The 2,148-nt window shown below is 67.3% G+C and carries 2 protein-coding genes; both read left to right on the top strand.

The genetic code is table 11. From position 1 onward, the window contains the following. Positions 1-913 precede the first annotated feature (913 nt). Complete coding sequence (locus tag ABZ281_RS46960) at positions 914-1,672, top strand: hypothetical protein (protein WP_356664691.1); 759 nt, start codon at positions 914-916, stop codon at positions 1,670-1,672. Next, complete coding sequence (locus tag ABZ281_RS46955) at positions 1,669-2,142, top strand: helix-turn-helix domain-containing protein (RefSeq protein ID WP_356664689.1); 474 nt, start codon at positions 1,669-1,671, stop codon at positions 2,140-2,142. The genes ABZ281_RS46960 and ABZ281_RS46955 overlap by 4 nt, the downstream gene beginning before the upstream one ends. The last annotated feature ends 6 nt before the right edge of the window (positions 2,143-2,148 follow it).

Genomic DNA, 2,148 nt, shown 5'->3' with positions numbered 1-2,148 from the left:
GTGCGCGCCCCCGGCTGAGGGAGTGTCACGTGCGGCTGGTGGGCCTCCAGTTGGGGAGTTGGGGAGTCCTGCGGACTCTGGGCGGGTCCGCTGCGCTCCCCCGCCTGACGGTCCTTCCGGCTGCGCCTCCAGAACCGTTGGGGCCCGCTGGCGCGGGCCGGGCTGGCTACGAGGGGTGGGGGTCGCTCGTTCGGGTCGGGTTCCAGTGTACTGCGTGCCTCAGCTTGATGCAGCATGTACCGTTGGCGGAAACAGGGGACACCCCCCAACCACCCGGACGGCGCGCACCTTTTGACAATACGTCGGCGCGGGAATTTCGGTCCGCCAACTCACGCGAGGAATCAGAAATTGGGGAGCTTCGGACCTCAGCCGAAGAACGGTACCTCAGATATGGGAAAGGAAGAATTCCGAGGTGCGGAGGTACCGGAGCCGAACGGCCTCCAGCGCCGGGCGGCGGAACCCCCGAGGGCGCCAGCCACGCCTTGCTGCTGCTTGTCCGTCACGGCCGGTACCACCCGAGACTCAGAGTCGTTGATGCCGCCTACGGTCTGCGCGGGCCCACGGGCCCGCACGCGAAGCCGCCTGAGCCACGACGGGTCCGGCCGGCGCCTGCGGGTGGACCTCAGCCACCTAATACTTAGCCAGATCAAGAACCCGCTGGTCAGCGGGTTGTACATCCGTCGATCTGTCCACTCAGCAGGTACATAACGCGGTCGATATGTACCTGCTGAGGAGTCACATCGACGGCTAAACGTCAGCCAGGCCGACAGTTTTGGGCTGGAAACGTCAGCCAGGCCGACATTCGCGACGGTGTCCCGTTGAGCGGTCCGCCGGAGCGCTCAGGGGGGAGATCTGTCCCCTCTGAGGGGACACAACACGCCGGAACGTCAGCCAGACCGACATATCTGTCGGCGTGGCTGACATACTTCTGCCGTCGAAGATCAGCGAAGTGGAGAGCAGCCTCGTGTCATCCGAGCCACAGCGCCGCCGTCCCGCACCGAAGCGCGCGCCGCGCCTGCCGGAGCTGCCTCTCGACGATGAGATCCAGGCGTGGTCCAAGCCGGTTGAGCCGGTTGAGGACCTCGACTCGTTGGCTCGCCGCTACCCGCGGCGCAAGGTCTCGCTCAGCAGCGAGCGCAAGCCGATGGAGTTCTACGACACCCCGGAGCGCCCCAAAGCGTTCTCCATGGACTCGCTGGAGTTCTTCTTCCTGATCGCGCAGTACTTCCGCGAGGCTCTGCCGCTGCGGGTGATCCTGCTGATGATCGCCTGCCAGAAGGCCGGCGGGCAGATCCGCCTGACCCAGGAGGAGATGTCGACGGTCCTGGACGTGCACCGAGGGAAGCTCAATGAGGCCCTCGCGGAAGTCATGTCGCACGGCATCGTCTTCAAGGTGCGCCGGGGCGTCTACCAGTTCAACCCGCCCTACTCGTACCGTGTAGCTGAGTTCATCCCGGGCACCGAGCTGGTCGAAGCCGAGTACGTCCAGGTCGACCAGGACAAGACGATCGCGAAGATCCGCAAGGATGAGAGCCTGCCGCAGCTCGTGCGGTTCCCGTCGCTGGAGCACATGCGCGAGGCGATCGAGGAACTGCGCAAGAAGCGGGCCGAAGAACGCGCTGCACGCCGGTTGGCCCGTGCCCAGCGCCAGGAGGAGGGAACAGCCCAGTGAGCACCCTGAAGTGGACGGCGACCAACGCCGACAGCCTTCTCGCCGACCTGGACCTGCCGCCCGCCGCCTACCGCGCGCTGCTGAAGCTGCGGGCGCGCAGCGAGCCCGGGGGCCGCATCGCGATGGACCAGGCCACCCTCGGTGAACTGCTCGGGCTCAGCCGCCCCAGCGTGAACGCCGCGCTGCGAGAGCTGGAGCTGGCCCGGCTCGTCACGAAGGTCCGCAACGGCGTCTACCAGATCAACCCGATGCTGGCCGGCTACACCACACCCGAGGACGCCCTGGACGCCGTCAAGGCGATGCCCAAGGCCGACCGCCTGGACAGCAAGAGCTACGTGGCGAACTACCACAAGGCCGTCGCCGCCTACCAGGACCAGCTCGCCGAGCAGCGCAAGAAGCGAGCGGCCGCCGCGGCCGCCAAGAAGGCCGCCGCCGCCAAGAGGCGCGGCTCGCTGCACGCCGTCGGCTGACCCGGC

This window comes from Streptomyces sp. NPDC006265 (assembly GCF_040613555.1).
Lineage (GTDB): Bacteria > Actinomycetota > Actinomycetes > Streptomycetales > Streptomycetaceae > Streptomyces.
The sequence above is the reverse complement of the archived record's forward strand: the minus strand, read 5'-3'. Positions and strand labels throughout refer to the sequence as shown.